At 50.4% G+C, this 24,799-nt stretch carries 31 protein-coding genes and 2 pseudogenes; 15 read left to right on the top strand and 18 right to left on the bottom strand.

Translation table 11 applies throughout. The annotated features are described in order from the left end of the window. Nucleotides 1-376: 376 nt before the first annotated feature. Together PY990_RS13265 and PY990_RS13260 are read right to left on the bottom strand one after the other, a co-directional pair. Complete coding sequence (locus tag PY990_RS13265; RefSeq protein ID WP_275272005.1) at nt 377-1,639, bottom strand: NADH:flavin oxidoreductase/NADH oxidase family protein; 1,263 nt, start codon at nt 1,637-1,639, stop codon at nt 377-379. Further along, entirely contained in the window at nt 1,636-2,457 is an 822-nt protein-coding gene (locus tag PY990_RS13260) for an oxidoreductase (RefSeq protein ID WP_275272004.1), read from the bottom strand. The genes PY990_RS13265 and PY990_RS13260 overlap by 4 nt, the downstream gene beginning before the upstream one ends. Before the next feature lie 115 nt (nt 2,458-2,572). Between PY990_RS13260 and PY990_RS13255 the strand changes: the two genes are divergently transcribed. Genes PY990_RS13255 through PY990_RS13245 form a run of 3 tightly spaced genes read left to right on the top strand, consistent with a single transcriptional unit; the run spans nt 2,573 to nt 4,061 of the window. Beyond that, nucleotides 2,573-3,016 carry a winged helix-turn-helix transcriptional regulator gene (locus PY990_RS13255; RefSeq protein WP_275272003.1) on the top strand — a complete coding sequence of 148 codons (444 nt, stop codon included), beginning with the start codon at nt 2,573-2,575 and terminating at the stop codon, nt 3,014-3,016. Between the two features lie 22 nt (nt 3,017-3,038). Continuing rightward, entirely contained in the window at nt 3,039-3,440 is a 402-nt protein-coding gene (locus PY990_RS13250; RefSeq protein WP_275272002.1) for a MerR family transcriptional regulator, read from the top strand. A gap of 33 nt (nt 3,441-3,473) precedes the next feature. Further along, nucleotides 3,474-4,061 (top strand): NAD(P)H-dependent oxidoreductase, encoded by a 588-nt coding sequence (locus PY990_RS13245; protein ID WP_275272001.1) that lies wholly within the window; start codon nt 3,474-3,476, stop codon nt 4,059-4,061. On the opposite strand, the gene PY990_RS13240 is transcribed toward PY990_RS13245, so the two are convergent. The 4 genes from PY990_RS13240 to PY990_RS13225 are packed head-to-tail and all read right to left on the bottom strand — an operon-like array spanning nt 4,042 to nt 5,652. After that, nucleotides 4,042-4,515 carry a nuclear transport factor 2 family protein gene (locus tag PY990_RS13240; RefSeq protein ID WP_275272000.1) on the bottom strand — a complete coding sequence of 158 codons (474 nt, stop codon included), beginning with the start codon at nt 4,513-4,515 and terminating at the stop codon, nt 4,042-4,044. The genes PY990_RS13245 and PY990_RS13240 overlap by 20 nt on opposite strands. Further along, entirely contained in the window at nt 4,512-5,096 is a 585-nt protein-coding gene (locus tag PY990_RS13235) for a pyridoxamine 5'-phosphate oxidase family protein (protein WP_275271999.1), read from the bottom strand. Before PY990_RS13235 ends, PY990_RS13240 begins: the two co-directional genes overlap by 4 nt. Nucleotides 5,097-5,106: 10 nt before the next feature. Beyond that, nucleotides 5,107-5,412, bottom strand: a complete 306-nt coding sequence (locus PY990_RS13230; RefSeq protein WP_275271998.1) for a carboxymuconolactone decarboxylase family protein — start codon at nt 5,410-5,412, stop codon at nt 5,107-5,109. Continuing rightward, entirely contained in the window at nt 5,413-5,652 is a 240-nt protein-coding gene (locus PY990_RS13225; RefSeq protein ID WP_275271997.1) for a carboxymuconolactone decarboxylase family protein, read from the bottom strand. It lies immediately after the preceding gene. Between the two features lie 121 nt (nt 5,653-5,773). Here PY990_RS13225 and PY990_RS13220 point away from each other — a divergent pair, with 121 nt between their 5' ends. After that, nucleotides 5,774-6,691 (top strand): LysR family transcriptional regulator, encoded by a 918-nt coding sequence (locus PY990_RS13220; protein ID WP_275271996.1) that lies wholly within the window; start codon nt 5,774-5,776, stop codon nt 6,689-6,691. On the opposite strand, the gene PY990_RS13215 is transcribed toward PY990_RS13220, so the two are convergent. Further along, the gene (locus tag PY990_RS13215; protein ID WP_275271995.1) at nt 6,624-7,559 is read right to left on the bottom strand and encodes a LysR family transcriptional regulator; all 936 of its coding nucleotides are present in this window, start codon (nt 7,557-7,559) and stop codon (nt 6,624-6,626) included. The two genes, PY990_RS13220 and PY990_RS13215, sit on opposite strands and share 68 nt — an antisense overlap. A 116-nt stretch (nt 7,560-7,675) precedes the next feature. Here PY990_RS13215 and PY990_RS13210 point away from each other — a divergent pair, with 116 nt between their 5' ends. Beyond that, a complete protein-coding gene (locus tag PY990_RS13210) occupies nt 7,676-8,425 on the top strand; it encodes an SDR family NAD(P)-dependent oxidoreductase (RefSeq protein ID WP_275271994.1) in 750 nt (249 codons plus the stop codon). Between the two features lie 31 nt (nt 8,426-8,456). On the opposite strand, the gene PY990_RS13205 is transcribed toward PY990_RS13210, so the two are convergent. The 3 genes and pseudogenes from PY990_RS13205 to PY990_RS13195 all read right to left on the bottom strand — a co-directional run bounded on the left by PY990_RS13205 (nt 8,457) and on the right by PY990_RS13195 (nt 9,693). Further along, complete coding sequence (locus tag PY990_RS13205; protein WP_275271993.1) at nt 8,457-8,942, bottom strand: P-loop nucleotide/nucleoside kinase family protein; 486 nt, start codon at nt 8,940-8,942, stop codon at nt 8,457-8,459. 156 nt (nt 8,943-9,098) lie between these two features. Beyond that, nucleotides 9,099-9,512 (bottom strand): annotated as a pseudogene (locus PY990_RS13200) (isochorismatase family protein); the annotation flags it as partial. A 25-nt stretch (nt 9,513-9,537) separates the two neighbouring features. Beyond that, complete coding sequence (locus PY990_RS13195) at nt 9,538-9,693, bottom strand: hypothetical protein (protein WP_275271992.1); 156 nt, start codon at nt 9,691-9,693, stop codon at nt 9,538-9,540. Here PY990_RS13195 and PY990_RS13190 point away from each other — a divergent pair. Next, nucleotides 9,692-10,525 (top strand): SDR family NAD(P)-dependent oxidoreductase, encoded by an 834-nt coding sequence (locus tag PY990_RS13190; protein WP_275271991.1) that lies wholly within the window; start codon nt 9,692-9,694, stop codon nt 10,523-10,525. The genes PY990_RS13195 and PY990_RS13190 overlap by 2 nt on opposite strands. Then, nucleotides 10,522-11,622 (top strand): helix-turn-helix domain-containing protein, encoded by a 1,101-nt coding sequence (locus PY990_RS13185; RefSeq protein ID WP_275271990.1) that lies wholly within the window; start codon nt 10,522-10,524, stop codon nt 11,620-11,622. Before PY990_RS13190 ends, PY990_RS13185 begins: the two co-directional genes overlap by 4 nt. On the opposite strand, the gene PY990_RS13180 is transcribed toward PY990_RS13185, so the two are convergent. From PY990_RS13180 to PY990_RS13170, 3 genes are all read right to left on the bottom strand, one after another. Further along, the gene (locus PY990_RS13180) at nt 11,574-12,044 is read right to left on the bottom strand and encodes a thioredoxin family protein (RefSeq protein ID WP_275271989.1); all 471 of its coding nucleotides are present in this window, start codon (nt 12,042-12,044) and stop codon (nt 11,574-11,576) included. The two genes, PY990_RS13185 and PY990_RS13180, sit on opposite strands and share 49 nt — an antisense overlap. 65 nt (nt 12,045-12,109) lie before the next feature. Further along, on the bottom strand, nt 12,110-12,967 hold the full coding sequence (locus tag PY990_RS13175) for an alpha/beta hydrolase family protein (RefSeq protein WP_275271988.1): 858 nt from the start codon (nt 12,965-12,967) through the stop codon (nt 12,110-12,112). Further along, nucleotides 12,964-13,833 (bottom strand): DMT family transporter, encoded by an 870-nt coding sequence (locus PY990_RS13170; protein WP_275271987.1) that lies wholly within the window; start codon nt 13,831-13,833, stop codon nt 12,964-12,966. The genes PY990_RS13175 and PY990_RS13170 overlap by 4 nt, the downstream gene beginning before the upstream one ends. Nucleotides 13,834-13,949: 116 nt before the next feature. On the opposite strand from PY990_RS13170, the gene PY990_RS13165 reads away from it, so the two are divergent. Further along, nucleotides 13,950-14,831, top strand: coding sequence for a LysR family transcriptional regulator (locus PY990_RS13165; RefSeq protein ID WP_275271986.1), 882 nt, complete (start codon nt 13,950-13,952; stop codon nt 14,829-14,831). A 55-nt stretch (nt 14,832-14,886) separates the two neighbouring features. Here the strand turns inward: PY990_RS13165 and PY990_RS13160 are convergent, their stop codons facing one another. The 3 genes from PY990_RS13160 to PY990_RS13150 form a co-directional block, all read right to left on the bottom strand. Then, nucleotides 14,887-15,207 (bottom strand): hypothetical protein, encoded by a 321-nt coding sequence (locus PY990_RS13160; RefSeq protein WP_275271985.1) that lies wholly within the window; start codon nt 15,205-15,207, stop codon nt 14,887-14,889. 109 nt (nt 15,208-15,316) lie between these two features. Next, the gene (locus PY990_RS13155) at nt 15,317-15,853 is read right to left on the bottom strand and encodes a MarR family winged helix-turn-helix transcriptional regulator (RefSeq protein ID WP_275271984.1); all 537 of its coding nucleotides are present in this window, start codon (nt 15,851-15,853) and stop codon (nt 15,317-15,319) included. Nucleotides 15,854-16,043: 190 nt separating this feature from the next. After that, the gene (locus PY990_RS13150) at nt 16,044-16,532 is read right to left on the bottom strand and encodes a hypothetical protein (RefSeq protein ID WP_275271983.1); all 489 of its coding nucleotides are present in this window, start codon (nt 16,530-16,532) and stop codon (nt 16,044-16,046) included. 86 nt (nt 16,533-16,618) lie between these two features. Between PY990_RS13150 and PY990_RS13145 the strand changes: the two genes are divergently transcribed. Further along, complete coding sequence (locus PY990_RS13145; RefSeq protein WP_275271982.1) at nt 16,619-17,221, top strand: TetR/AcrR family transcriptional regulator; 603 nt, start codon at nt 16,619-16,621, stop codon at nt 17,219-17,221. Here PY990_RS13145 and PY990_RS13140 read toward each other — a convergent pair. After that, on the bottom strand, nt 17,218-17,769 hold the full coding sequence (locus tag PY990_RS13140; RefSeq protein WP_275271981.1) for a hypothetical protein: 552 nt from the start codon (nt 17,767-17,769) through the stop codon (nt 17,218-17,220). The two genes, PY990_RS13145 and PY990_RS13140, sit on opposite strands and share 4 nt — an antisense overlap. A gap of 44 nt (nt 17,770-17,813) precedes the next feature. Between PY990_RS13140 and PY990_RS13135 the strand changes: the two genes are divergently transcribed. From PY990_RS13135 to PY990_RS13125, 3 genes and pseudogenes are all read left to right on the top strand, one after another. Continuing rightward, nucleotides 17,814-18,371, top strand: a complete 558-nt coding sequence (locus tag PY990_RS13135; protein WP_275271980.1) for a DinB family protein — start codon at nt 17,814-17,816, stop codon at nt 18,369-18,371. Nucleotides 18,372-18,407: 36 nt separating this feature from the next. Continuing rightward, nucleotides 18,408-19,109 (top strand): annotated as a pseudogene (locus tag PY990_RS13130) (SUMF1/EgtB/PvdO family nonheme iron enzyme); the annotation flags it as partial. Nucleotides 19,110-19,115: 6 nt separating this feature from the next. Continuing rightward, nucleotides 19,116-19,865: a putative 4-mercaptohistidine N1-methyltransferase gene (locus PY990_RS13125; protein ID WP_275271979.1), complete on the top strand. Its 750-nt coding sequence runs from the start codon at nt 19,116-19,118 to the stop codon at nt 19,863-19,865. A gap of 19 nt (nt 19,866-19,884) precedes the next feature. On the opposite strand, the gene PY990_RS13120 is transcribed toward PY990_RS13125, so the two are convergent. Continuing rightward, on the bottom strand, nt 19,885-22,002 hold the full coding sequence (locus tag PY990_RS13120; protein ID WP_275271978.1) for a molybdopterin oxidoreductase family protein: 2,118 nt from the start codon (nt 22,000-22,002) through the stop codon (nt 19,885-19,887). A gap of 89 nt (nt 22,003-22,091) precedes the next feature. On the opposite strand from PY990_RS13120, the gene ahr reads away from it, so the two are divergent. From ahr to PY990_RS13105, 3 genes are all read left to right on the top strand, one after another. Then, a complete protein-coding gene (ahr, locus tag PY990_RS13115) occupies nt 22,092-23,093 on the top strand; it encodes an NADPH-dependent aldehyde reductase Ahr (protein ID WP_275271977.1) in 1,002 nt (333 codons plus the stop codon). Between the two features lie 374 nt (nt 23,094-23,467). Beyond that, complete coding sequence (locus tag PY990_RS13110) at nt 23,468-23,944, top strand: hypothetical protein (RefSeq protein WP_275271976.1); 477 nt, start codon at nt 23,468-23,470, stop codon at nt 23,942-23,944. 146 nt (nt 23,945-24,090) lie between these two features. Then, on the top strand, nt 24,091-24,798 hold the full coding sequence (locus PY990_RS13105; RefSeq protein ID WP_275271975.1) for a TcpQ domain-containing protein: 708 nt from the start codon (nt 24,091-24,093) through the stop codon (nt 24,796-24,798). Nucleotide 24,799 lies beyond the last annotated feature (1 nt).

Below are 24,799 nucleotides of genomic sequence, written 5' to 3'. Positions count from 1 at the left end.
TTATTCATTTACATCTTGAATTTCTCCAAGTAAATCCATGCTCAAGTTGTGTTGTTTGATCAGTTCAGAGAAAGCCACTGGAACATTCAACACACCTTGAGCATTGTTTACATTTTTACGAATTTGCGAACAGATCCAGAATATATGCGTGCGTTAATGTTGAAATTCGCCGCCACAGTGCCAACCTTTTTGATCCTTAGCTTGAATGGAACTGGTCTTTTTTCGGTATCGACACCGCCGCTTCTCTGCTCGCGACCATTGGACCCACTGTATTTTTCTCCCTAGTTCAGCGAAAAAGCAACTGTGAACAAATAAAGCTCCCCAACGGTTCTGAGCGCGGGGAGCTTCAAGCCATTGTGAATTTTAGTCATTCAATCTATGCCCGCAACCTCTGCGTTCTGTTGGTTCCCCAAATACTCTTGATCACTGAAATAAGGAAAGCCCAGATTCCGCTTTCATGGGGCTTTGGATTACCACCTTCAGAAATTCGCTTCAGTTGACGTGAGTACCAAAGAATTTCCATGATGCCCATTTTGTCGATTGCCCTGATTCCCGTGGAAATCGGTCGCACCTGATAATCACAGTCGCGACCACTGAGCAGTGCTTTGGGTGCGTCGGGATCAATGGCCATCAAGCGTGCCACGCCAACAATGTCGAGCGCGCCCGATTCCAGGGCGGAGTTCATACCTGCGAAACTCCGAAATCCGCCAGTGACCATCAATGGAGTTCGTGTTTGGGTTCGTACTTTTTCGGCAAAACTTAGAAAGTAGGCCTCTCGATTTGAGGTGGATGCTTTTCTGGTTTGCTCTACCACCCCACTCATTGCAGGCGCCTCATAGGTACCGCCTGAAATCTCGATCAGATCAACTCCTGCTTCAGAGAGTGCTTGAATCGTCGCCATCGATTCTTCTTCAGTGAACCCACCTTTCTGAAAATCCGCTGAGTTCAACTTGATACCCACAGGAAAATCGGGACCCACCTGACGACGAATTTCGGCATACACGGCCATGACAAACCGTCGGCGATTTTCTGTACTTCCGCCCCACTGATCCGTACGCTGATTGTGGTGAGGTGACAGAAACTGGCTGATCAAATAACCATGTGCACCATGAATTTGCACACCGCCAAAACCCGCCTTTTTGCAGATCGCCGCGCTGTGCCCGAAGCGTTGGATAATGTCTTGAATTTCAGTGTCAGTTGCTTCACGGGGTGTTGTGAAAAATGCAGCCATGTCTTGCCGGAAAGGAATCGACGAAGGTGCAAGGTTGATTTTGTTCAAGCCTTTGGGTGACTGCTTGCCCGGGTGGTTCAACTGCACCCACAATGAAGCACCCTCTTCCCTAGCTGCATTGGCCCATTGTTTCAATACTGGCAAATCTGACTCATCTTCAATCACAATATTTCCGGGCTCGCCCAAGGCTTTGCGATCAATCATGACGTTACCGGTGAACATCAAGCCAATTTCTGATTTGGCCCAGCGGCGATACAACTCAACAACTTTCAATGTTGCATGGTTGTCGTAGGTTCCAAGGGCTTCGCTCATGGAGGCTTTGGCCAAACGGTTGGGCAACTCAACGCCATTGGGTAAAACAAATGGGCGGTTCAATAAATTGGTTTCAGTTTTGGTGAGCGAATTCATTGTGTTCTCAGTTTTAAATGTTTGCGAATTCCGGTGTCCAGAAAACGTGAAGGCAACAGTGTGCTCATCAGTTTCAATCGTGCAGCAGCTGTGCCGGCCGTATAAGCCAGGCGCGGATTGGGCTCTTGCGCTGCTTTGAGAATTACATCGGCTACTACGCCGGGGTCTTCGGCCGTATCCAGCATTTCTGAAAGGCGTACCGCCAAGGCGGTTCGAATTTCCTGGTATTCATCCATTTCGAACTCTGCCTGTGTGGAATTTGCTTCAATGGACGTTTTCATGAAGGCAGGCTCGATGACCGACACGCGGATACCCATGTTTCGAAGCTCGTGGTCGAGTGATTCGGAGTAACCGCGTAGCGCGTACTTTGTTGCTGAATAAAACGCCATGTAAGGCATGGGCATGAAGCCCAACACAGAACCGATGTTGACGATACGCCCACTGCCCTGACTGCGCATGTGTGGCAACAAGGCGTTAGTAGTGCGCACAACACCGAAAAAGTTGGTATTGAAGATTGCCTGCGCCTGCTCGAGCGAGAATTCTTCAGCGCCGGCAGGCGACAAACCCCGCCCGGCATTATTGACGAGTAGATCGACGCGGCCAGTTGAATCCATGATTTGATTGATCGACGTAACAACAGACTCGTCATTGTCGACATCCATGGTCAGCATTTCGAATCCATGTGACCCGGCAGCGCTAGGGCGTCGGCTGGTACCGAACACTCGATAACCAGATGCCGCCAGCTTTTGTGCCGTGATCAAGCCGATACCGGACGACGCGCCTGTGACCAGTGCAACCGGTCCTTTGCTCTTGTTCATGATTTGAATCTCCAAAGTGTGCGAAATGTTGGTGGATTTCTGGCCAGCAAGTTGTTACTATCAAAACGAAACTAACTTTACTCGCAATTTAAAATAAAGTCACTATCAAAATAGTATGGACAGTAAAAATATTTCAGAAAACCCCTGCCCGATCGCGCGGAGCCTTGCTTTCGTCGGGGATGCGTGGAGCATTTTGATTTTGCGCGATGCGCATGCGGGCGTTACCCGCTTTGACCATTTCCGCAAAAGCCTGGGTATTGCGCCCACCATGCTGACTAAGCGGTTGGCAGTTCTTACCGAGGAAGGATTGCTGGAAAAGCACCGCTATTCCGAACACCCACCGCGGGAGGAGTATTTGCTCACCGAGGCAGGCCGAGACTTTTTGCCAGTGTTATTCATGATCGGTGCTTGGGGACGTAAACACCGTGGCGGCGGAAAACTGACAAAATTTTTTGATGCGGAAGCAGGAACCGAAATCAAGCCTGTAGCGATTGATGAATCGACGGGTGCAAAAATTGGTACCCGTGCGATTCGAATTGGCGAAAGTGAAGACAATTAAAACGAGGCGACACGCTTAATCCATGTACATCGGCGAACTTTCAAAAAGGTCTGGCGCGTCGCGCAAGGCCATTTACCTGTACGAGCAAATGGGCTTGATACAAAAGCCAACTCGCAAAGGCAGCTATCGTATTTATGACGATGTGGTAGTTCAGCAAATTCAAACCATTCGATGCGCACAAGCTTTGGGCTTCAAACTGAAGGAACTGGTAGAGGCTCTGGCAAGCAACACTAGCGATTCTGATTCAAGCATGACTCTGATGCTTCAGCAAATTGAGTTGAAGCGATTAACCATTCAATCGCAAATCCACACGGCTAACGCCCAACTCAAGCTGTTGAATGAATTTCAGAATGAACTGCTTCACTCACCAGAATTAATGAACTGCGAAATTCCAGTTGACTCTTCCCCTAAGGGCAAGCTTTAGACTTTTTGTTGTTTAACAAAAAGGAACCTTGTCATGCAAAAACGCGTTCTCGTAATTCTCGGACATCCAGCCGAGGCCAGCTTGTGCGGTGCCATCGCAGAGGCCTACCAAAGTGGAGCGCGGGCTGCAGGTCAAGATGTTCGCTTACTCCGCCTTGGACAACTGAATTTCGATCCAATACTGCGCAATGGTTACAACACCATTCAGCCACTTGAACCAGACCTTGTTGCCGCACAAGAATCGATTGCTTGGGCCGAGCACCTTGTGTTTGTTTATCCAATTTGGTGGGGTTCAATTCCAGCTATTCTGAAAGGTTTTTTTGATCGAATATTCCTGCCCGGATTCGCATTCAAGTTTAAGAAAGATGCATTGATGGTCGATGGCCTGTTAAAGCAACGAACTGCACACCTGATCGCGACCATGGACACACCACCCTGGTACTACCGGCTGGTGTATCGCATGCCCGGGCACAACCAAATGAAACGGACCATTCTTGAGTTTTGTGGCATTAAGCCTGTGACTGTGACCAGCTATGGTCCCGTAAAAAACTCGAAAGCGAGCACTCGAGAGAAGTGGCTGGCGAATGCTTACGAATCTGGATTCAAAGTCCTAAATCACTGAGGCCCAAATGGTCATTAGGTCTGGGGCCGTGCGGCCAATGAAACAAACGCTTTGATTCCTTGATTGGAATATCGTTGATGCTGGCATGACGAACCTTCATAAATCCGTTCGCATCAAATTCCCAGTTCTCGTTGCCATAGCTGCGAAACCACTGGCCTTCGATGTCGTGCCATTCATAAGCGAATCGAACCGCAATTCGATCATCTGAAAATGCCCACAATTCCTTGATCAAACGGTACCCGTTTTCTACTGCCCATTTTCTGGTTAGAAAATCGACGATCGCTGCCCTACCCTGAAATATCTCACTGCGGTTTCGCCATTTGGAATCTTCTGTGTAAGCCATAGAGACCGCCTCAGGATTTCTGGAATTCCAGGCGTTTTCGGCTGCCCTGACTTTCTGAATTGCAGATTCCCGATTAAAGGGTGGCAGTGGCGGTTTGGTGTTAGTGCTCATTCATCTCTCCGTAATTGCGCCCTGAGTGGCGCGGTCATCTCATCGATTTCCGCAAGCGTAAACCGCGGCGTGATGTGCTGCGGGCAGTTCCAGTCAAAGGCCTCCACAGAAATGATGAAACCTCTCTCTACAATCGCTTTGTAGCCGGGTGTAATTAGCCGCTCGACCAAATCAGGCTCAGTGTCGCGATCAATAAAGCGAACACGACCAAGTAACTTCAGCCGCCGCTGATTGGCATAATCCATCAGGATAAGCGCAACACGGTTGTCGTGAATCAAGTTACCTACACTGACATATTGAACATTGCCGCGATAGTCCGCGAAGCCCAAGGTGCGTTCATCGAGAACTTTCAGAAAACCCGCTGGACCACCTCGGTGCTGCACGTAAGGCCAACCGGTTTCACTCACACTGGCCTGAAAGAAATGATCACGTGATTCAATGAATGTGGTCTCTCTCTCAGTCAGTTTGTCACGGCGATTGGCAGACTCATCCATGGCCGCGTACCTTTCCCGACTACCTGCCTGGGTTTGTAGTTCGCGAACGCCCGGCGTGAAGGCAATTTCTGCAAATGCGATTCCCATGTCTTTCTCCTTACGCAGCCAGTTTCAAATCAACTTTCGGGAAATCAATTTCAACCTGGCTGGCCTTGCCCAGCACATTGGTCAGAAAGTTCATGCCCACATGGGTGATGATTTCAACCAATTCTGCATCGCTAACACCTGCATTGCGCACGGTGAGAATTTCAGCGGTACTGACCTCGCCGCGCTTCTCCATCAAGACATTTGCAAACTTCACAATTGCCGCTGCTTTGATGTCTTCACTGGTACCTGCACGCGCATTCTGAATTTCCTGCCCACTCAAACCTGTTTTTCTTCCAATCGCGGTGTGAGCCGACACTCAATATTCACAACTGTTTTGCTGAGCCAAGGCCAGTGCAATTCGACCACGGTTGAGTGGATCGAGTTGGCCAGCATTCGATACACCATGTAAACCAAGAAAAGCGCGCAAAGCCACTGGTGAGTTTGCGAACACTTTCAAAAAATTGGGCACCATCCCCAACTGACCTTCTATGGCGTTAAGCAGTTCTAGTTGCTCAGGACTGGCGGTGTGTTTTTCAATGACATTGATTCGGCTCATGATGATCTCCTTAAGAATGAACAAACCCGCAATGAGTGGGTGAAACAAGTGTCATCTATTTCTATTTCTATTTGAATGAGTCAAAATAGAACTACTTAATTTCCAATATGGAAATAATTAAATGGACAAGTTCAGAACCCTTGAAATATTTATTGCGGTGGCCGAAACCGAAGGTTTTGCAGCGGGTGCAAGAAAATGCAGGCTGTCGGCACCGGTGGCCACCAAGGCGATTTCCGAACTGGAGGCTTCGCTGGGTGTTCGGCTGCTGAACCGCACTACACGGCAAGTGAGCCTGACTGACGCAGGGCAGCGCTACCTGGTGGATGCACGTCGCATTGTGGAGGAACTCAAGGAGGCTGATGCTTCAGTAATCGGCCTGCATGCCAAACCAATGGGCACATTGAGTGTAACCGCACCGGCGCTGTTCGGGCGTTTGTTTGTCACCCCCGTGATGGTGGCATACCTGAAGCAATATCCACAAATGAAGGCGACACTGCTTTTTCAGGATCGTATTGTGAATTTGGCGGAAGAAGGTATTGACCTGGCTGTGCGGATTGGTCACTTACCTGATTCGGGTTTGAATGCCATACCCTTAGGGTATGTCAAACGGGTCGTGGTGGGCTCACCCGATTACTTGAGGCGCCAAGGAACTCCAAAGCAGCCTAAGGATTTACAGCACCACCAATTGATTGCAGCTGTGCATATGAATCCAATACAAGAGTGGCGATTCGGAAAAACGGACCAGCCAACCTCGGTGAGGCTGGAACCTTCACTCATGACCACCACCAACGACGCTGCAATTGAAGCGGCCGTTCTCGGCTTCGGGTTGACCCGAGTTCTCTCTTACCAGGTGGCCAATGAAGTTGAACAAGGAAAACTGAAAATTTGTTTGAGCAAATTTGAACCCGATCCGTTGCCGGTGCAAATCGTGCATCGTGAGGGCCGAACCTCGACCGCAAAAACACGCGCCTTTATTGACTTGGCAAAAGCAATGCTGAGTACCTCGCTTGCAAGAAATCACCCAACACCCTTACCTTGAGGGAATCCTTCCTCTGCGGTGGATACACAAACCAAATCGGCGAGGGAGGCTCGCTCCAACCCGGAAGAATTTCGCAAACCTGACCCGCTTTGATTTCCTCAGCCAACAGCCAGTCAGGGCAATAGGCCACTCCCATACCCAGTAACACAGCCTGCCTGATCACCTCACTGCTGTTGGTTTGAATATTGCCTTCAACACGAACAGTGAGTGGCTGAGGGCTACCACCTTGCCTCCCTTGTGCACCTGAAAACCGCCAAGACTGCTTGAATGAGGACCCGGTGTAGACAATGCAATTCATGTGAACCAGGTCATCAGGATGCTCGGGTAACTTTGCATGCTGTGCGTATTCACGAAGGTACTCAGGGTGCACCAATAGGCGTCTGGTTGAATACCCGATTCGTTTTGCAATGAGCCCGCTGTCATCCAGATGACCGATACGAATTGCAGCGTCGATGCCCTGCTCTACCAGATCAACAAATTCATCATGTAACCGAAGATCAATTTTGAGCTGTGGATGTTCGTCCATGAAACCCTTGAGCAAAGGCATCAAACACAAACGCCCAAAACCCACAGAGGCCGCAATTCGCAATGCGCCGCTGACTTTTGACTGCCCCTGCCGAAGTGAGACTTCTGCAGATTCAAGATCAATCAAAGGCTGTCGAACCTGTTCAAGATAATTTGCCCCCTCCCCAGTCAGTGAAATTGCCCGAGTTGTTCGACTGAACAATTTGAAGCCCAGGCTGCTTTCAAGTGCAGCAATCTTTTTGCTGACTGAACTTTGAGTAGTACCCATTTCAGACGCGACCGCTGAAAAGCTACCCGTTTCTGCAACGCGCACAAACAACAGGATTGAAGCAAGTTTATCCATCGATTTATTTATTCCAAAATGGAATTTGTTTTAGCTTATTTAAGGTACTAGAAGACTCTACTGGAATCAATCAAATTACTCACAGGTTCCATTCAATGATTAACCGGGAGATCAACATGACGACCAAAACAGTTTTAATTACAGGCGCCTTGGCAGGAATTGGCAGAGCAACTTCTTTTGAATTCGCCAAACAGGGCTTTAATGTGGTGATCAGTGGGCGACGCGCAGATGCAGGCCAGGCACTGGCATCAGAACTTGCCGCACTGGGTGGGCAAGTTCTGTTTGTAAAGGCAGACGTGTCCATTGAATCCGAGGTGGAGTCGCTGATCCAAACTGTATTGGCGCAATTTGGACAACTGGACATTGCGATTAACAATGCCGGGGTTGAGGGCACTCTGGGCGCAATCACCTCGCAAACTGAATCGAATTACCGACATACCTTCGACACCAATGTTCTGGGTACGCTGCTGTTGCTCAAACACGAGTTAAATGCGATGCAGCGGCAAGGCCAGGGTTCAATCGTCAATTTGTCATCGATAGTGGGGCAAGTGGGTGCTCCTGGCGCTGCGGTGTATGCGGCGAGCAAGCATGCAGTAGAGGGCCTGACAAAGTCTGCAGCGCTTGAGGTTGCGCCACTGGGTATCCGGGTCAACGCGGTTGCACCGGGTCCAGTCGATACGGACATGTTGAACCGTTTTGTGGGTGGGGACGAAGCCATTAAAAACGGCTTTCTCTCTAGTGTGCCTGCAAAACGAGCAGCCTCGGCAGAAGAAGTCGCCAAGACAATTGTGTGGCTTGCTGCTTTTGGATCAACCTATCTCACTGGCCAGTCGGTTGCGATCGACGGTGGATATACCGCGCAGTAAACACCATTTAGGGTATTCGGGCAAACGAGAGCTACTTCTTCACCACCTTAAAACTCTCGTTTTCCTCGGGTACCTGAAAATAGGTTGTGACCGCGTGAAAGTTTGCCTCAGTGTCAAATGTCGCTCGCTCGGGTTCAAGTTCGCGCCGCTTTAACAGCTGTTCAATGCAAACGTGGTCAGGTCTGTCGAGAAAAATCAGTTCGTGTGGACAGCCGGCCTCATCAATCACTTCTCGAAACCACTGTCGCTGAGTGCGCGTATTACCGGGGAAGTCCATCACCACATTCACACCAAGTTTTAAGAGGCTGACCACCTGAGACCGTAGGACTGATTTCAGACGCCTTGATAAGCGAATATAGTCTTCGAGTGAGTGAATAGAATCTGGATACAAACCCGCCAGTAATTGATCTTCAGAAAGCAGAAAAGAATTAGGTTGATCAGCCAACTTTTTAGCTAAAGTTGATTTTCCTGAACCCATTTTTCCGCAAAAAAACCTCAGTGTTCCAGTCTCTCTCATTGCAATAATAGCGAGTCACGCATTAGCAAGACTTTAAACGGATGCTGCACGGTAATCAAACGAATCAAATAACCACAGTTGGCTCCCAAGGCAGGTCAATTCAACGACAGCAAGTTTGATAAACCAGCAGTCGTTGAAAATGTAATCGTAGTCGCGTCAGTCACGCCCTTGAGTCAGCGTTTGGTGGCTATGAATCAGGTTGCGATAGTCGGGAATGTGATTGGAGAATAAAGCGCCCAAACCTTCCACGTCATTTCGCCAATCGCGATGCAGTTCACAGGCAGCACCAAACCAAGTCATCATTTGCGCACCGGCAGCAATCATTCGAGACCATGCCGCATCCCGAGTCATTTCGTTGAATGTGCCAGATGCATCAGCGATTACGAACACATCGTAACCCTCCTCGAGCGCCGACAACACCGGAAACGAGACACACACCTCGGTCACCACGCCTGCCACAATCAGCTGCTTTTTACCGGTTGATCTCACGGCTGCAACGAACTCTTCATTGTCCCAAGCATTGATTTGACCGGGGCGCGCAATATAGGGAGAGTCCGGGAACATGGCTTTCCTCCTTCAAAAATGGCTGGCTTATTCAGCCCAACATTGAAGAACCATGACAAACACTGAAAAATTCCCGGCAATCTTTCAGTTGACCGATTTTGATGCGCGCATGGCCGAAAATGCGCTTACCAGTGTCCTGCTCGGTCAGTACAGTGTGCACAACTTCACCACTGAATGGATCAATCATGTTCAAACGCCCCTCAGCCAACTTCTGGCGCAACCGTTCCGTTTTGGTCACCGGCGCAGGCAGCGGCATTGGTCGCGAGATCACCTTGCAATTGCTTCGCCTCGAGGCCAGGGTTTTGGCGGTCAGTTTGAGGGAAGACGAACTCGAAACACTGCAAATTAATGCCGGGAAAAACATTGACCGGCTGAGCACCTTGACCATGGACTTGACTGACGCGCAGGCAATTGATCAATTGATGAAACACCTGAATGAACAAAGCATTTCCGTAGAGGTGTTAATCAACAATGCAGGGACCGCACTGTACGGTCCGCAAATTGAATTGAACCCGGTCAAAGTACACAACATGTTGAACCTGAATGTTCAGGTGTTGACGGCACTGGCCTCTAGAATTGCAAACCATATGATCGAAAAAGGCATTCCAGGCCGCATACTCAATGTGGCGTCGATTGCAGCATTTGCTCCCGTGCCCAATCTTGCAGCCTACAGTGCAAGCAAACACTACGTGCTCGCCTTTTCCAATGCATTGGCCCAAGAACTAAAACCCTATGGCATTCATGTGGGCAGCTTGTGTCCTGGAATCACGAAAACGCCCATCTTCGAGCGCATGGGCCTTAATCCGAGGAGTTCGAACAAGACTTCTGTAAGCTTTTGGACCGAGCGTGTAGCCATGAGTGTGATTCCTGTGGCGACATGCGCAATCCACGCAATCGAGAATAAGGCCGCTGTCGCCCTTCCCGGAATCAATCGTTTGGTCACAGTGGGGAGGTTGATTCCAGGCCAACATCTGAGTAGTCTGATTTTTCGAATCATCTCCAATCGGGAAAGTGCATGACAAGCATGCCGCAATCCACTGGCCAACACCCTTTGGGAATCTGGTTTTTTAAACCACACATTCCTGCAATCTATGTAAAAACTGTGCTGGCCATAGGTCGAGAACGAGGGTTGGATGAGAATGAGTTGATTGCAAAAGCAGGTTTCGACAAAAGAATTCTTGAAGATCCCGCAGCCAGGGTTCCACCTGTGGTGCAAATGAATCTGATCAATCAGATACTCGAGCACACTGGCAATAATGGATTGGGTTTTGAAATCGGCTTGTCATTGCCTTTGACCAGCCATGGCAGCTTGGGCATGGCCATCATGTGTGCAAGCTCAATGCCTGAAGTATTCGATTTGCTCAGCCGCTTCTGGACTGTGCAGGAGCGTGCAGTCAACTTGTCGGTCTCTTCCCTGCCCGAACATACCTGCGTTTCACTGCACATCAACTTGCCTTTGGGGACTGAGATACAACGTGTTTATTTTGAGTGTATTTTGACTGTACTGTTCAGGTCGCTTCAAATGTTGATCGGCACTGAAAAACCCACAGGGCATTTCTTTCTGCGGGGGGAGTTGCAGAATTACGTGCCCCGTTTCGCTGATCGCCTGCCCGCCATGTTGCACGACTCCACTGTTTGGCAATACTGCATACCTGCTGATGTGGCCAATAAAAAACTCCCTATGTCAAACCCACCTGTTTTGGCGCTCGCAGTTCAACAATGCGAACGCGAACTGGCTCTAATATCGGGTGACAGCAGCCACTTTCTGGCACAGGTTCAGCAAATGCTGACGCTGGGAGAGTCTGGCTATCCAAGCCAGAATGAAGTGGCCGTTAAATTAGGGGTGTCACTGAGGACCATGCGCAGAAAACTTGATTTCTGGCAAACCAGTTACCGTGAACTACGGGACATGGCCTGCCTTCGAGATGCCATTTGTTTGCTGGACACCACCGATTTACCCATTCAACAAATCGCGTATCGGCTTGGCTATGCCAGTTCGGGCAATTTTGCACGGGTGTTTAGGCAACAAACAGGGCAAACGCCCAAGGCTTACCGTTTAAGCTCGAATCAATTGGCAAGGCCCAATAAATCAAGAAACTCAGAAGGCTTCTTGTAGCCCATAATTTTTTTGTTCACCTCGGGCTTGGGCCCCATCACCAACACTGCTGGGGTGGCAAACACACCCAGTTTTCTGGCCAATTGCTTTTCAGAATACACGGTGCCGTCGATCCAATTCACGGGCAAGTCGCCACGCACATTGATGGCAATCACATCGAACTTGGCTTCAATCCTCTCGCGGTTGGGTCCTTCTGTAAAATTCTCTTTCAGCAAATACGCGCAGTAAGGGCAATCATCGAGGTGAAAGAAAATGAGCAGCTTCTTTCCTCGGGTTTGTGCATCTTGAATGTCGAGGGGAATTTCCAGAAAAGTTTGTTTGAACCAGCCAGGCAATTCGTAATGCAAGGGCTTGGGTTCTATGTTGCGGGCAACCGCATTCGCAGAAAACACAATGCAAAAAACAAGCGACCAGAATCTCAAGATCCTTTGATTTACAAGAAAACTCATGGGTTTTATGTTCGAAAACTCAATTACCCAATCTTAGCCTAAGGCGTGAGTTCTGCAAGAATTTGTGGCCAAATGCTGTTGCACCGCTCTCTGAGAATATCGATGTGCCCTACTTTGCCAAGCTCGAACGTCTCGGGTTTGATTTCAATCCGTTTCTTGCTGGCCTTGGTGAACAGACGCATGATGTCCTCCACGTTGGGCAGGGTTGCGATTTCATCATCGCTGGCATGCACAAAAGTAATTGGCGAGTTGAACTGTTCGAACCAGTGTTGTTGCACACCATCACCAAATTCATTTTCTACATAACCGGGGCTGGAACACCACTTGGCCCATTGCAGGCCAACACCCTTTGGCAAATTCTCACCCCAGCCAAAACGCTTGGCTGGCACGTACCCCAACACGGCAGAGCTGATCGGGATCACCCATCGCAGCATGAACTTGGCACCATTGCGCTTGTCCTTCCGAATATTCTTCACATGCCCGGAAGAAGCTGCCACCGCCAACACGCCACGTACTTTGGCGTGGTTGTGCATCAAGCCAAACAACTGCCCACCTGCACTGTGCCCGATCAGGTATGCGCTACCCTGCCCAGTGAGTTCCAGCAGAAAATCCAGCGCTGCCGGCATGTCATACAAGCCCCAGTCCTGCTTTTTCACCCCGCAATGCTTGACATGCGACTCCTGCAAAGATTTTCCGATGCCTCGATAATCAAACACCAACACAGAAAAACCCTGTTCAGCCAGCCAACGCGAGAAGGGAAAATAAAACTTTTGAATGATTCCGGTGGCAGGGCAAATCAACAGTGGCTTGTCATGTTTGCCATTGATCGCTGGAAAAAACGTACCGGCCAGTGGCTGCCCGGCGGCAGGAATACTCACTTCAAATGATTGAGTCATGCTGTACCACCTATTGATTTACTATTTGATACCCAATACACCCCTACGGCGATCAGTGCCGCACCAGCCCAAACCCAGAGCGAGGGTGTTTCATTGAAAAACAAAATGCCGATCAACAGAGAACACAGCGCAATGACATATCCCAACTGCCCCACAAACACAGGCGTTGTGCGGCGCTGCAGTTCAAAGCTGATCAAATAGAAAAAGCCCGACACCACAGCGATGCTCATCACAGTAAACAAGGCTTGTGTGGGCAAACCCACAGGTTGGGTCACTGCGTAGACAGGCAGGAGCAGTGCCCACTGGGAGGTGAGTAAACCGGCAGCCATTTGAAGTGGCTTTCCGTTGGCGGGCCATGCCCGAGTTCTGTAAACATTCCCAATTGCGAGCAACAAGGGTGAGGCGCAGGCCAGCAATACCCAAATGAACATATCGGGGCTGGGCAAACTGTTTTTGGGCAACAAAATGGCAAGTACGCCTGCAAACCCTAAAACCAAACCAAGGCCGCTGGCGAAATTTGCTTTACCGCGGAAAAGCACCAATACAATTGCAAAGGTGAGTAAGGGTGAAAGCGAGGCCACCACACCGACGAGACCAGAGGGAATGTAGTTCAGCACCCAATAAGTAATGAGGTACGGACCAGTAAAACCCATCAAACCCGCCAGGGTGTAGTACCGCACATGGTCCTTCCGCAACTTCGGCAATTGGCCAGCCCACCATGCGCTGGGCAATACAATCAATACGCTGCCTGAAATTTGCCAGAAAAGCAGCTCGATGCCTTCCACACCCGCTTGAGTGGCCAACTTGCCCAAGGCATAGGTCAGGGAGATTAAAAGGCCACAGGCCAGCAACAACAACACGTTCATTCGTACACAACCTTTCAGGCAATCTGCCTTGACATTCACCTTGACAGTGTATTTGCAATCGCGAAATTGATAATCTAGGCAATCAGCAACTTATTGTTTCCTGTGGAGCAACAATCGTGAATGAACTGGTCGACCTGCGTGTGTTTGTAGAGGTGGCGAAACGGCTTAGTTTCACGGATGCCGCTACAAACCTGGGAATCAACAAATCCGCGGCCAGCAAGGCGGTTTCCAGAACGGAAGAACGGCTTGGAGTAAAGCTGATTCAGCGTTCTACCCGTAGGCTTAGTCTGACAGAGGAAGGAAGCAGACTTTTTGAGAAGGCCAGTGTTGCATTGTCGAGCATTGCGGAAGCCGAACAGGAAATCACTCACAATCAGCAACAGCTCAAAGGAAAGCTACGTATCGCTGCGCCAATGTCGTACGGCTTGACCACCTTGATCAAAAGAATTCCGGCGTTCATGAACAAACATCCAAGACTCACGGTTGAGCTTCACCTCGAAGACAAAATATCCGAAATTATTGGCGAAGGATTTGATGTGGCCATCCGGATTGCAGAACTCAAAGACTCTGGTTTGGTCGCCCGAAAACTGGGAGAGATAGAACACCTCACCGTGGCCTCCAGTGCCTACCTGCGGCAATACGGTGTGCCCGATCATCCCGCCGACCTGAGTGAACACAAATGCCTGATCTACACCTACCGAAGCAGCCCCAAACAATGGGTGTATTTTGACGCCCAAGGCCAGGAACACAGCGTGAACGTGACAGGCACATTCGAGTCCAACAACAGCCTCGCTATTCGGGAATGCCTGCTCAAAGGCTTGGGAATCGCTTTGATACCGGCTTTTGTTGTTCAAGAGGACATTCAGGCAGGACGGCTTGAAACGGTGCTACCGGGCTATTTCGGTTTCAAGCGAAATGTATACGCAGTCATACCGGATCGAAAACACATCAATTCAAAGTCACGGGCGTTTATTGACTTCCTCAAAGAAAAAGGCTGACTCTCCGACGAAAATCAGCCTTCTCCAGTTGATTGACAGGCAGAGCCAAAAACGCTTAAGGCTTGTTGGCGTTGCGGCGCTGCTCAGGAGTCTGGTTCATAAGTTCCTTCAAAACCTGCTCACGTGTTTTACTCATGCCTTTGCCAGTCATGATAAAAATCATGCTTCCATCGCCAGTGGTTTTCTCCACATAGCCTTTTTGAATTGCAGACAGGTACATCGAATACACCTCGTCCTTGCTCAAGCGCATGCTGGGGGGGATGGAATTCAACATGGTGGCATCACCAGATTGTGTGCCTTGTGCGGTGGTTGCGGCGGGAATAATTGCAGCGCTTGCTGCAACCAATGAAACTATCAGGGCAAATCTTTTCATCATTAACCTCAAGAGAATGTAACAAGTTCAATTACCAGAGCACTTCGTACTGCCACTTCAAATCGGTTGGCGGCTCATTCTCAAGAGGTCAAAGCACATGCATAGGCCAAACCTAGGAATCGAGAGAATCCAGCTTGTGATGGGCTGGGCAATCGTCTTCGGGACACACCTTGTCGTCACAAAGTCGACACACACTGACCGCATCCATTTCGCTGTTCACCGAATCTTCGATCAACAACGACAAAATTTTTTCCAACTGCTTCTGGTGCGTGGCCGACAGTTTGGAAACAATCGGTTTTAAAGTTCCCAACCGGGTATCCAGCACATCACGCAAATGTTTTTTGCCGGGCTCTGTCAATTCAAGATTGACCACTCGCTTGTCCTCGCCAGCAAGTCTGGACACCCAAACCGACAACTCCATTTTCTCTGTGAGGCGGACCGTGGCCGAATGGGACAAACACAAGCCCTTCGCAAGCTGCCCGATCGAACACACCCCAAACATTCCAATTACATTCAAAGCGGCGCTTGCAGTGCTGTTGGCGTTGGGATGAACCCTCAACTCCTCCTCAAGCCTGTTGTTAACAAGCCCGGCAACTGCCCCAAGCAAGTTGGCGATTTTTGATGTTTTCGGTGAGCTATTTATATGCATAATACACACATCTTCGAAAAATACAACACGATGTTCCACACAACCAATGAAATCGTTTTACGGCCTGTTCACGGTGTGGTCCCATCAACCATGGGCTGATGTTTAACGGTAACAAAGGCGTCATGTTACCGCGTCGCGAAAAGATGAGGAACAGAGATTTGAGACAGCGGCGCGAGGGCCGTGTAAGGTGTCAGCAGTTGGAATCACCAAAGCTGTAAGAAACGGACTCGGTATCCAATCGACCCAACACCTCGTCCCAATCCAGGTTTTTTATTTCTCCAGACCAGTCAACCCGAAGAAATCGCGCACAACTCAACACGATTGAAGCCTCGGCCATGGCCGATTGATGTGCACTTGAACGAATAAACGCTGATTTGCTGCGCTCGGAATCCCACACAGTGAGAGTCCACGCCTGGTTGCCAAACAACTGTCGGCGCACGGAATATGCCAACAAGCCTGGCTGCCCTTTGAGTGATTTCACAACCTCCTCACTGCGTGAGTAGAAAGGCCCTGACTTGCCATCCTGAATAAATGCATGAGTCACGACCAACTTCGCGTTTTGGGCTATGGCCGCTTTTCCCTGGGGATAAACAAAAGGCGTTGAAATTGAAAATGCGGTGAGTGCAAGACCGGCCGCTGTCCACGCGGTAACTTTTAACAATCTGTTCAGTTTTAACATCAGAGACACCTTGAATGTTGACAGCGTCAACAAAGAATATTCCTCAATGTAGACACTGTCAACAGATTCTGATTTATGATGTGCGCATGACAGAAGACGACCTGAAATCCCGGTGTTTGGCGAAAGCCTTTGACGAACTTGATCGCGGCCGCATCAGCGCGCTGAGCCTGCGTGCAATTGCGCGTGATCTCGATGTGTCTCATCAGGCGCCTTACCGCCACTTCAAAAGCAAAGATGACTTGTTGAGTGATTTAACTAGCGAGTGCTTCAAGCATTTCTCTGAACACTTGAATGCGAGAACTCAAGGGGAAAATGAATGGCAGGGCCTCAGGCTCATGGGCTTGGCTTACATTCGATATGCGGTTAGCTATCCCCACCGTTATCGACTGATGTTCAGCGAACACCACAACGGTTTCGCCTTGAGCGGCGAAGCGCTGAAACGTGCCCAGCACTCTTTTTTGATGTTGCGTGATCAATTGGATTTGATTAAAAAATCAAACTCCAACGCGCAGCAAATCGACCCCCAGGCCGACGCCATGTTCATTTGGTCAAGCCTGCATGGTTTGGTGTCACTGCTGGAAAACCCACTGACCGACAAATTGCCGGTCAGGGAATCGGTTCTTAAAAACCTGGTAGACCACGTACTGGATCGAATCGGGACTGGGATTCAGCCCCGATCCGAAGCTTAAAAAATCCCGTCAATTGCATCAACCACAATGGCGGTGCCCACCGCGATCAACAAAAGGTCGGTGCCAAGCTGCACGTACTTGTGGTTCAAGGGTGGCGCGGGCAGGCGAATGCGCAATTCATTGGGAATGTCGTAATAGCGAACGTCGCTACCCAAGGCGCGGCCCTTTTGCCACTGCTTGGCTTGGCCCGGAGGCTGGCAACCATTGCCCTTTTTGGCCAGGCCGGGTGGGCATTTGCCTTTGGCAACCTGGCCACCGTAGTAGTCCCGCACAATGCGGGTCTCGGTGCTGCCAAAGTTGAATGAAACCGACACTCCGCCTTGGCCAGAATCGCGGCCTTCAGCACGCTTGCCTGTAACATTACCACCGCCTTTCTCGTTACCATTGCCCTTGCGGTTTTCCTTTTGCCCGCGTTGTTCACTTTGTTCCTTGTTTTTGCCCTGGTTACCGTTTCCTTTTTCAGGTTTCTCGGCGTAAGCACTACCGCTGGCGATCAACAACGCAGCGGAAGCAACAGTCAAAGTGTGCAGTATCGATTTAATGGACATGGGTGGCCTATAATTGGTTGTAACCCATTAGTAGTACCACCACGATGAATAACAAGCAATCCTTACTCGCTACTTTGCAACAAAGCCGCGAGCGTGTTCTTGAATTGCTCAACAGCTTAAGTGCTCAGCAAACCAAAGTGCCCTATTTGCCGGGCATTAATCCGCCAATTTGGGAAGTTGGGCATGCTGCTTTTTTCTTCGAGCGATTCATTCTGCAAAACCTGGACAAAGCCCCCTCGTACAACCCGGCGCTGGACGACATCTGGGACTCGTTTGAACTGGCCCACGAGGACCGCTGGCAAGAAGGGCTTTTCCCAGACAAACCCGACACCCTGCGCTACTTTGACGACACCTTCAACAAGGTGAAACAGCGAATTGAAACCAAGGCGCTGACCGACAGCGACTTGTACCTTTACAAGTACGCCATTTTTCACCTGAACATGCACATTGAGTCGATGGTGTGGGCGCGCCAAAGCCTGGGCTATGCGCCGCCGCCCTTTTCGTTGAAGGACACAGGCGCGGAAAACACATATCCAATCGATCACAGCGATGTGGAAGTACCTGCAGGCCGCTACCGCATCGGCATGCCACCAGAATCTTAATATTTCGCGACAGAAGATTTCTGCTTCGACAATGAAAAGCCCGGATTCATCGTTGACCTGAAAGCATTCAAAATTTCAAGAAACCTGCTCAGCAACGCTGAGTACCTTGCCTTCATTCAAGCTGGCGGCTACGAAAACGACCAACACTGGAGCATGGCGGGCCTGAAGTGGCGCAAGAGCACTGGTGCAAAGCATCCTTTGTTCTGGAAAAAAGAGAACGGCATTTGGCTTGAACGCCACTTCGACCAATGGCTTCCTGTTCAGGCCAACCTGCCCGTGAAGCACGTGAGTTATTGGGAAGCACAGGCCTACTGCAAGTTTGCCGGGCGACGCTTGCCTTCCGAGTTTGAATGGGAAGTGGCGGCCTTGGGCAATCGAGAACAAGGCACCTTCAACAAGTTTCCATGGGGCAACACCATGGAAACACACCGGGTGGACATGGACAGCACACACCTGGCTAGGCTGCCGGTGACTGCGCTGCCCGAGGGTGACAGCCCGTTTGGATGTCGGCAAATGATTGGCACTGTCTGGGAGTGGACCGACAGCCTGTTTTTCCCTTACAGCGGATTCACTATGGATATGTACCCCTTCATGTCCACCTTGCAATTCGGAGACCACAAAGTGGTTCGGGGTGGTTCTTGCGCCACTTCTTCCATACTCATTCGCGGCACTTACCGCCAAGCCTACACGCCCGATCGAAACGATGTGTTCGTCGGCTTCAGAACCTGTGCCCAATAAGGCTTTATGACCAATTATTACGAAACCGACGAGCTATTAAACCAGTACCTGGCCTTTCACTACGGCGTCGACTATTTTGATGTTCCCAATTACCCAGTGCGCTGCGCTCAACTTTGCATGGAATTCATGGGCAATCGGCCACGCCGCAAAGCGCTGGACCTAGGCTGTGCAGTTGGACGAAGTACCTTCGAGTTGGCTTTGGGGTTTGATGCCGCTGTGGGTGTTGACCTTTCCGCACGTTTCATCGACGCCGCCCAAGCCTTGCAAAAGGGCAATGCGCTGAATTACTTTTTGCACGATGAGGGTGATTTGGGCAGGGCCATGCAACTGTCGCTTGCTGATTTCAATTACAGCGAGTGCAGCCTGCGTGTTGAATTCTCGCAAGGCGACGCCTGCAGGCTGGGTGCGGAACACACGGGTTATGACCTGATATTCGCAGGCAACCTGATTGACCGGGTGAACAACCCCACCGAGTTTTTAAACGACATGCCAAAGCGCATTGTGCCTGGCGGCTTGCTGGTGATCAGCTCGCCCTACACCTTGTTGACCGAGTACACCCCCAAGCAAAACTGGATTGGCGGCATTGAAGAAAATGGCAAACCCAAAACCATGCGGGATGGCATGCAAGCGGTGCTCGCACCCCATTTCAAATTGATTCGCGAGCCATTGAATGTTCCGTTTGTGATTCGGGAAACAGCCCGCAAATACCAGCACAGTATTGCAGAAATGACTGTGTGGGAAAGAAAGGCCAACTGATTTTCAGTCGGCCTAAAAACTATTGCGCGACTGGAATCAAGGTGACCGGCACGCCGTTGACTGCGGCGTTTCCACTGGGTTCATCCAGCCACTGTTCATCGGTCAAATCGTTACAACTTACACCTGCATGCGCCGCAGCCACCTGCAAACGAACCCCGGTTTTGTCGTGGCCCCAGCCGTGCGGAATGCTCACCACGCTGGGCATTACATCGTCTGAAATTTCTACGGGCAGTGTAATTTCACCCACACGGCTGCGCACACGCACATTGTGGCCCTCCTGCAAGTGCAATCGTGCTGCATCGGCCGGGTTAACCATCGCGGTGCATCGGTTCTTGCCTTTCACCAAGCGCTCGGAGTTGTGCATCCATGAATTGTTGCTGCGAATGTGGCGCCTGCCAATCAGCATCATCTCTGTGCCAGCCTGTCGGTTCGCATTCAACAAATCGTTGACATAATTTGCTGCGGCTTGAAGCACTTCTGCAGGTGCCAACTGAATTTTTTTGTCGGCAGTTTGCAAACGGTCTGGAAAACTGGGGCTAAGCGGCCCCAAGTCAATACCCTCAGCTTGCTGCTTTAATTTTTCCAAACTGAGCTTGTGCTCACTGGCCATGCCATAGGGCCCCATTTGCAACCCCATGTCGAGAATCATTTGCGGCGGCATGGAGGGTCGCGAAGGTTTGCCAATCTTTGCGCTGTAGCAGGCTGCCAGCTTGTCCATCAGTTCCCAGTCATCCAGGCTTCCCTGTGGTTTGGGCAAAGTGGCGGCACTGTATTTGGCCTGGTTACGCACACCGAAAATATTGAAAATCAAATCGTAGTGATCATGCTCAAGAGGCGATGTAGTGGGCAAAATCACATCCGCATGGCGATTCGTTTCATTGATGTACAAGTCCACGGACACCATGAACTCAAGCCCCGCCAAAGCCTTGTCAAGCTGCTGGCCATTGGGTGTGGACAACACCGGGTTGCCGGCAATGGTCACCATGGCCTTGATTTGCCCCTCGCCCTCGGTTTGAATTTCTTCAGCCATGATGGCACTGGGAAACTCACCCAACGCCTCAGGCTTTTGGCTGACCCGGCTGTGCCAGCGGCCATAACTGCCGGGCTTGCTGTTGGGCGCGGCGATCAGGTCTAGCGCGGGGTTGGCCACCAGGCTACCACCCACACGGTCGGTGTTGCCCGTCACAAAGTTCAGCAACTGAATACCCCACTGCGCTAGGGTGCCATGGCGCTGCGTGCAAGCACCCATACGCCCATAAGCAACCGCTTTCCCGGCGTTGGCAAAATCACGCGCAATTTGGCGAATGGTGTCAGCCTCAATACCGCACTCGGCTTGCGCCACTTCAGGCGTCACTTTTGAAATCGCACCCAACGCCGCATACAAACCCTCACTGTGGTGGGCCAAGCGATCCATACGGGTCAAGCCTTCGCCAACAATGGTATTGATCAGTGCAAACACAAAAGCCGCATCGCTGGCTGGCCTGATGAAATGATGCGCATCGGCCACCTCGGCGGTTTCGGTTTTGCGAGGATCAATCACGATCAACTTTCCGCCACGTGCCTGCAAAGTCTTGATGCGTTTGGCCACATCGGGCACGGTCATCAAGCTGCCGTTCGAAGCGATCGGGTTGGCACCCAGCATGAGGAAATAATTGGTGTGGTCAATATCGGGAATCGTAATCAGCAATTGGTGCCCAAACATCCAGTAACCCAACAGTTGCATGGGCAACTGATCAACCGATGTGGCTGAAAAACGGTTGCGTGTTTTCAGCAAACCCAGAAAATTGGCGCTGTGGGTCATCAAACCCCAGTTGTGCACATTCGGGTTTCCCTGGTAAACACCCACGGCGTTGGCACCATATTTTTGCTGCACCTGAAACAAGCCCTCGCAGGCCAATTCAATGGCGTCGTCCCAGGTGGTTTCTACCCATTGCCCATTCACTTTTTTAACCGGGTGCTTTAAACGATCGGGGTCTTCCTGAATGTCCTTCAATGCCACTGCCTTGGGGCAAATGTGCCCGCGGCTAAAGGGGTCTTGCTCATCGCCCTTGATTGAAACAATCTGATTGTTGTCTACCTCGATCTTCAGGCCACAAATGGCTTCACACAAATGGCAGGCGCGGCGATGGGTTTGCAAGTCTTGTCTCCTGATTGTTCTGATTATTACTTTCACCTACATACTACTGTCGAAGGTGTAATACCATCAAGCAAACTCAAGGAGACATCATGATCAACGCTTACGCAGCTTTCGAGGCCAAAGGCCCACTCAAACCCTATCAGTACGACCCCGGTGAACTGGGCGCATTTGATATCGAAATTGATGTCGACCACTGCGGCATTTGCCACAGCGATGTCAGCATGCTTGACAACGACTGGGGCCGCGCCAAATACCCCATGGTGGCTGGCCATGAAATTATTGGCCGAGTGAGCAAAGTGGGCAGCCATGTCAGCCACCTTGCTTTGGGTGATGTCGTGGGCCTTGGCTGGCATGCAGGCTACTGCGAAAGTTGCAGAATGTGCATGGGCGGCGATCACAACCTGTGCAGCACGGCCAAAGGCACAATTGTTGGCCGCCATGGCGGGTTTGCTGACAAGGTACGTGCACAGGCGATCAGCGCTGTGAAAATTCCCGCGGGTGTCAACCCGGTAACAGCAGGCCCGCTACTGTGTGGTGGCATCACCGTGTACAACCCACTGGTGCAATTCAATATTTCACCGCAAAGCAAAGTGGCTGTCATTGGTGTGGGCGGCTTGGGCCACATGGCAGTGATGTTTCTAAAAGCGTGGGGCTGCGAGGTAACAGCATTTAGCAGTGATTCTTCCAAAACCGATGAACTGAAAAGCATGGGCGCACACCACGTGCTCAACAGCAAAGACGCCGACGCATTGAAAAAGGCGGCCGGCTCATTCGACCTGATTTTGTCGACTGTGAATGTGAAACTCGACTGGAATGCCTACATTGCTACGCTGGCACCCAAAGGGCGTTTGCATTTTCTGGGTGCAATACTGGAGCCTTTGGACATCGGCGTGTTTGGATTGATGGGGCAGCAACGCACCATTTCATCCTCACCTGTGGGCAGCCCACGTGTTATCGCGGATATGCTGAAATTCGCAGCCTTGCACAACATACAACCCATCGTTGAAACCTACCGCTTCGAGCAGATCAATGAAGCGATTGAGAAGGTTCGTCACGGTAGCCCCCGCTTTAGGGTGGTATTGTCACGATAACACCCCCCTTTTTACCCCCCACCCCCACCCTTTGATGTGATTGCTTTCGTTGAACATTGAGAGGAATCTGGGTGGGAGGGTTCTGAATACATCTAGAAACGGCAAAAGACCGAGAAAAGCTCAGAGAGGACTGCAGGAATTTGCAACAAACTTATCACGAGAATGAAATATAAAAGGAAATTAATCCCTTTATAAATCATGGATCTTCGATGATCACCTCATGTGGATACTTAGAATTTGTCGCAATTTTTGTAGGTACTGTTACATGAAATGACAAAAAATGTGATTTTTTTCAAACATTTGTTCAGTCAACACTTGTTCGCACAATAAATTCGGGCAAGTATTCATTAACTCAACGAGTGAACAATAAAAACATGGTCGCACAAACAAAGCCATTCGAGAGTACGGCAGCAGCGCTTGCAGGCCTTTCCTCCGACAACCCGATTGCAAATAACATTGCATATTTCAGGGCTCACCATCCAGTCGATCCATGCGACTGTGAATACAGCGAATTGGCTGCACACATCGAAGACGCGGGCCTTTTGAACCTGAGCTTGTCTTTCATCCTTCGAGGCCTGGCCGAAACTGAAGGCACCACCTGGCACTACTTCCGTGGCCTGATGAAAGCCTATTCAGAACTGCGCCCCAAAATAAAAACCATCGAATCCACTCCTCGCCTGATCGGCGAACTCTTGAAAGTGTGTATTTACGAATACGACGCAATCAATCAGGAAGCCTTCGACGAAGCACAGGCCTGCAGTCTTGCAGTGCTTGAGACAGCGGCCTACCTTTTGGTTCATTACAGCCCGCACGAAGGCAATCAATGGCTCGACGCGATTTATCAAGATTGATTTGCCTCTGACAAAAACCCCCTGACGCAGCAGAAGAAATTTGGGATTGCTGCAAAAGAAAATATTTCGTATATTGATGTATATTCGAATTAATAAAATTTGCAAACTCGCTTAAAACCGATCCATACGAAGAAGGTAAAACGAATATGGAATTTGCTCTTGGTCTAGCCATTGTGTTGATGGCATGGAATACAACCGGGGAAACGAGTGGGGAGACAGGTGCCACAGTTGCGATGAAGACACCCGCACACGCCATGGTGGCAGAGAAACATGAGGACCACCTTCCTTATTTCGCGGATGAGTTGCTATCGCGCAATGTTGAGCTGGCCAGGCACAGCGCCCCAGACCCCCTGCCGCAAGCCCGAAGCTTCGTAGCGGTTGCTCAGCCCAACCTCGAACCCAAATCCCCGAGCGCCACTTCAAACAAAACCAGCAACATACAGCTGGCCATGCAAGCCCCATCCTCCGATGTATTCATAGTTGACCTGCCGCCCAAAGTGATTCGGGAAGCCGAGCAATTGGCTGCCCTGCCAGTGAAACAGGAAAGCGCAAGACTGGTGGTGACCCCGCGTGCCATTCAATGGGAATTGCGTGTTGAAGACGGTAGGCTGGACAAAGCCATTCGCCGCTGGGCCAAGGAAGCGGGTTACACCTTCCGCTGGGATGCCGACCGCTACGTGATGATTGCAGCGGGCACCACCTTCTCGGGTACGTTTGAATATGCAGTGGAACAAGTGCTTGAAACACCGGGAATCAAGAACAGCGAATACCCCTTGGAAGCCTGTGTTTACAACAACGAACCGCCATTGCTGCGCATTACCCGCTTGGGCGACCAAAAAGAAGAGTGCCGATAAA

The organism is Limnobacter olei (assembly GCF_029087225.1).
Lineage (GTDB): Bacteria > Pseudomonadota > Gammaproteobacteria > Burkholderiales > Burkholderiaceae_B > Limnobacter > Limnobacter olei.
The sequence above is the reverse complement of the archived record's forward strand: the minus strand, read 5'-3'. Positions and strand labels throughout refer to the sequence as shown.

What these genes read in the sequence shown, in the direction of transcription:
- PY990_RS13265 (WP_275272005.1), bottom strand. Translation starts at nt 1,639, where the DNA reads ATGAATTCGCTCACCAAAACTGAAACCAATTTATTGAACCGCCCATTT.
- PY990_RS13260 (WP_275272004.1), bottom strand. Translation starts at nt 2,457, where the DNA reads ATGAACAAGAGCAAAGGACCGGTTGCACTGGTCACAGGCGCGTCGTCC.
- PY990_RS13255 (WP_275272003.1), top strand. Translation starts at nt 2,573, where the DNA reads ATGGACAGTAAAAATATTTCAGAAAACCCCTGCCCGATCGCGCGGAGC.
- PY990_RS13250 (WP_275272002.1), top strand. Translation starts at nt 3,039, where the DNA reads ATGTACATCGGCGAACTTTCAAAAAGGTCTGGCGCGTCGCGCAAGGCC.
- PY990_RS13245 (WP_275272001.1), top strand. Translation starts at nt 3,474, where the DNA reads ATGCAAAAACGCGTTCTCGTAATTCTCGGACATCCAGCCGAGGCCAGC.
- PY990_RS13240 (WP_275272000.1), bottom strand. Translation starts at nt 4,515, where the DNA reads ATGAGCACTAACACCAAACCGCCACTGCCACCCTTTAATCGGGAATCT.
- PY990_RS13235 (WP_275271999.1), bottom strand. Translation starts at nt 5,096, where the DNA reads ATGGGAATCGCATTTGCAGAAATTGCCTTCACGCCGGGCGTTCGCGAA.
- PY990_RS13225 (WP_275271997.1), bottom strand. Translation starts at nt 5,652, where the DNA reads ATGAGCCGAATCAATGTCATTGAAAAACACACCGCCAGTCCTGAGCAA.
- PY990_RS13220 (WP_275271996.1), top strand. Translation starts at nt 5,774, where the DNA reads ATGGACAAGTTCAGAACCCTTGAAATATTTATTGCGGTGGCCGAAACC.
- PY990_RS13215 (WP_275271995.1), bottom strand. Translation starts at nt 7,559, where the DNA reads ATGGATAAACTTGCTTCAATCCTGTTGTTTGTGCGCGTTGCAGAAACG.
- PY990_RS13210 (WP_275271994.1), top strand. Translation starts at nt 7,676, where the DNA reads ATGACGACCAAAACAGTTTTAATTACAGGCGCCTTGGCAGGAATTGGC.
- PY990_RS13205 (WP_275271993.1), bottom strand. Translation starts at nt 8,942, where the DNA reads ATGAGAGAGACTGGAACACTGAGGTTTTTTTGCGGAAAAATGGGTTCA.
- PY990_RS13190 (WP_275271991.1), top strand. Translation starts at nt 9,692, where the DNA reads ATGTTCAAACGCCCCTCAGCCAACTTCTGGCGCAACCGTTCCGTTTTG.
- PY990_RS13195 (WP_275271992.1), bottom strand. Translation starts at nt 9,693, where the DNA reads ATGATTGATCCATTCAGTGGTGAAGTTGTGCACACTGTACTGACCGAG.
- PY990_RS13185 (WP_275271990.1), top strand. Translation starts at nt 10,522, where the DNA reads ATGACAAGCATGCCGCAATCCACTGGCCAACACCCTTTGGGAATCTGG.
- PY990_RS13175 (WP_275271988.1), bottom strand. Translation starts at nt 12,967, where the DNA reads ATGACTCAATCATTTGAAGTGAGTATTCCTGCCGCCGGGCAGCCACTG.
- PY990_RS13170 (WP_275271987.1), bottom strand. Translation starts at nt 13,833, where the DNA reads ATGAACGTGTTGTTGTTGCTGGCCTGTGGCCTTTTAATCTCCCTGACC.
- PY990_RS13160 (WP_275271985.1), bottom strand. Translation starts at nt 15,207, where the DNA reads ATGATGAAAAGATTTGCCCTGATAGTTTCATTGGTTGCAGCAAGCGCT.
- PY990_RS13155 (WP_275271984.1), bottom strand. Translation starts at nt 15,853, where the DNA reads ATGCATATAAATAGCTCACCGAAAACATCAAAAATCGCCAACTTGCTT.
- PY990_RS13150 (WP_275271983.1), bottom strand. Translation starts at nt 16,532, where the DNA reads ATGTTAAAACTGAACAGATTGTTAAAAGTTACCGCGTGGACAGCGGCC.
- PY990_RS13145 (WP_275271982.1), top strand. Translation starts at nt 16,619, where the DNA reads ATGACAGAAGACGACCTGAAATCCCGGTGTTTGGCGAAAGCCTTTGAC.
- PY990_RS13140 (WP_275271981.1), bottom strand. Translation starts at nt 17,769, where the DNA reads ATGTCCATTAAATCGATACTGCACACTTTGACTGTTGCTTCCGCTGCG.
- PY990_RS13135 (WP_275271980.1), top strand. Translation starts at nt 17,814, where the DNA reads ATGAATAACAAGCAATCCTTACTCGCTACTTTGCAACAAAGCCGCGAG.
- PY990_RS13125 (WP_275271979.1), top strand. Translation starts at nt 19,116, where the DNA reads ATGACCAATTATTACGAAACCGACGAGCTATTAAACCAGTACCTGGCC.
- ahr (WP_275271977.1), top strand. Translation starts at nt 22,092, where the DNA reads ATGATCAACGCTTACGCAGCTTTCGAGGCCAAAGGCCCACTCAAACCC.
- PY990_RS13110 (WP_275271976.1), top strand. Translation starts at nt 23,468, where the DNA reads ATGGTCGCACAAACAAAGCCATTCGAGAGTACGGCAGCAGCGCTTGCA.
- PY990_RS13105 (WP_275271975.1), top strand. Translation starts at nt 24,091, where the DNA reads ATGGAATTTGCTCTTGGTCTAGCCATTGTGTTGATGGCATGGAATACA.